The organism is Serratia sp. (in: enterobacteria) (assembly GCF_046715635.1).
Taxonomy (GTDB): domain Bacteria; phylum Pseudomonadota; class Gammaproteobacteria; order Enterobacterales; family Enterobacteriaceae; genus Chania.
This window is the reverse complement of sequence record NZ_JBKJYW010000060.1, coordinates 1-2857: the sequence shown is the minus strand read 5'-3', so window position 1 is coordinate 2857 and position 2857 is coordinate 1. Positions and strand designations below refer to the sequence as shown.

At 54.6% G+C, this 2857-nt stretch carries 1 protein-coding gene and 1 pseudogene; both read right to left on the bottom strand.

All coding sequences use genetic code 11. From position 1 onward, the window contains the following. Positions 1 to 2229: pseudogene (locus ACLQ7H_RS03070) on the bottom strand (NtaA/DmoA family FMN-dependent monooxygenase); the annotation flags it as partial. Between the two features lie 68 nt (positions 2230 to 2297). Further along, positions 2298 to 2857 (bottom strand): M20/M25/M40 family metallo-hydrolase (locus ACLQ7H_RS03065; RefSeq protein WP_411751402.1); only part of this gene is annotated, 560 nt, incomplete at its 5' end.

Below are 2857 nucleotides of genomic sequence, written 5' to 3'. Positions count from 1 at the left end.
GGCGCTCAATGCCTTCACCCCAGCGGTTAAGCACTTTTTCATAATCCCCATTGTTGATAACGCCATTCAGCGCGGTTTGTACCGGTGCCACCAGGCCACCGTCTTTTTTCAGCGTCACTGCGATATGTGCCGCTTTTGGCCAGCCACCGTCCACGCTACCGGCCAGACGGGTTTTGCCGGTGAGTGCCGCCTTCCAGGCTCCAGTTACGTTCGGGCCAAAGAAGGCATCGGCGCGCCCAGACTGCAATGCCAGCGTTTGGGCAGCGTCGTCTTTGGTATAAATCGGGGTAAAAGGCTTCAACCTTTTTTGCTGATTTTCCTGGTCCCAGGCCAGCAGAATGGCTTCCTGGTTGGTGCCAGAACCGACGATAATGCGCAGCCCGGCAATATCTTCTGCTTTCTCTATGGTCTTGATCGGGCTGTCGGATTTGACGTAAAACCCGAGTGAGTCTTTACGGTAAGTGGCAAAATCGAATTTCTCTTTGCGCTCCCGGGTGACGGTAATATTGCTGATGGCCGCATCATATTTGCCGGAATAAACGCCAAGCGGCCAATCCTCCCAGGAAGTTGGGACGACGTTGAGTTCCAGCCCCAGGCTATCCGCCACCAGGCGGGCGATATCGACCTCGCTGCCCAACAGCGTTTTGTTATCTTCGGCAAACACGGTCAGCGGCGGTGAATTGAGCGCTGACACCGCGACGGTGAATTTACCAGGGACGGCAAAGTGATAACCCTGCGGCAATTGGGCCACGGCCTGCGGATTTATCTTGGTATTGATCGGCGCTGTGTTCGCCTCCAGGCTGACGCCTGCGCCGTTAATCGTCACACTCTGTGCCCAGGCGGCAGGGCTAAGCGCCAGCGCCAGGAGTAATAGGGTTTTCTGCATAGCGTTGCCTCTTTTATCGTTATTGGTTTATTGCGGGACGAACTGATTAGCTGGCGATGTCAGACCCAGACTTTCACGCAGTGTCGTGCCCGGGTATTCCGTACGGAAAAGACCGCGAGCTTGTAGAATGGGCACCACTTCATCGACAAAACGCGGGAAGGTATCAGGCGTGCCGCCCTGGATAATGAAGCCGTCTGCCGCAAAGGTGTCGAACCAGTTTTGCAGGCCATCGGCAACCTGTTGCGCCGTACCGTGAAAGCGTGGGCGGGGAGTTGCGGCTTCCAGCGCCACCTGGCGCAACGTCAGGCCACGTTCGCGGGCATTGCGTTTGATTTCATCGGTGGTGCTGCGAAAGCTGTTTTGCCCGAGCTCACCTACATCGGGGAAGGGCGCATCCAGCGGGTATGGGCTGAAATCGTGGTGCTCAAAATAACGGCCAAGGTAGTTGAGCGCGTCTTTGATGGAAACCAGGGCTGCGGTCACCTGATACTGGCGTTCAACATCCTCGGCATCTTTTCCGACAATCAGGCTGACACCCTGGAAAATATGCAGTTCCTCCGGGCGGCGGCCAAAGCGCTCAAGCTGGCTTTTTACGTCACGATAAAACTCCTGTGCCGCTTCCAGCGTTTCATGGTGGGTAAAAATAGCATCGGCATGGCGCGCCGCTAATTGCTTTCCATCATCCGAAGCGCCAGCCTGAAATATAATTGGCCGGCCCTGTGGCGTGCGGCCAATATTCAGCGGGCCAGCCACCTGGAAAAAGTCACCGTGATGATCCAGCGTATGTAATTTAGCGGGATCAAAATATTGGCCGGTGGCTTTATCGCGAGTAAATGCCTCTTCTTCCCAAGAGTCCCAAAGCCCTTTCACCACCTCCAGGTATTCATCGGCAATGCGGTAACGCAATGCATGCTCAGGATGCTTTTCGCGGGAGAAGTTTTTTGCCGATCCTTCCAGCGGTGAGGTCACCACGTTCCAGCCAGCTCTGCCGTTGCTCAGATGGTCCAGGCTGGCAAACTGACGTGCCACGGTGAAGGGCTCACTGTAGGAAGTTGATACGGTGCCCACCAAACCCAAACGGCTGGTAATAGCGGCGAGCGCAGATAATACCGTCAGTGGCTCAAAACGATTTAAAAAATGCGGTATGGATTTCTCATTAATATATAAACCGTCTGCCACAAACAGAAAATCAAGCTTTCCCTCTTCGGCCTTAATGGCCGTTTTTTGACGAAGTCAAAATTAATGCTGGCATCTGCCTGTGCTGCCGGGTGTCGCCATGCGGACATATTGCCAGACGCGCCGTGTAATATTGAGCCCAGGCGCAGTTGTCGGTTTAAAGACATGTTTAATCCTCATTTTCAGACAATAGATTTCCCAAAGGCGCTATTTCCCTTGGTATTGATTCACTCTGTCAGATAACTTGCAGTGCTTTTTCGGCCAACGCCGAAAAATAGCGTGCGGCGTCTTCAATCATGGCTTCATCAGGGCTAAATGCCGGATGATGCAGGCCGTATTCACTGGCGCTGCCGATGCTGACAAACGCCCCGGGGATCTGCTGCAGATAGGCAGCAAAATCCTCGCCTCCCATATGCAGGGCGGCAGTCTGGGTTTGATATCCTTCTGCCTGAGCAACGTCGGTTGCAAAGGTTGCCCATTTTTCGTCGTTGATCAGCATGGTCGGCCCGGCAAACCACGCCACCTCAATCTCTGCACCGAAAGCGGCAGCCAACCCGGCTGCGATCTGGCGGATATGCCCTTCAACCTGGCGCTGTACATCGGCAGAGTGCGTGCGTATTGTGCCTTCGAGTTCCACCTTTTCGGGTAACACGTTCCAGGTATTACCACCTTGAATACGGGTAACGCTGACAACGGCGGACTCCAACGTATTAATGTTGCGGCTGGTGATACTCTGGAACGCCGTCACCAGTTGGCTGGCCAGCACGATCGCATCCACGCCCTCATGCGGGCGTG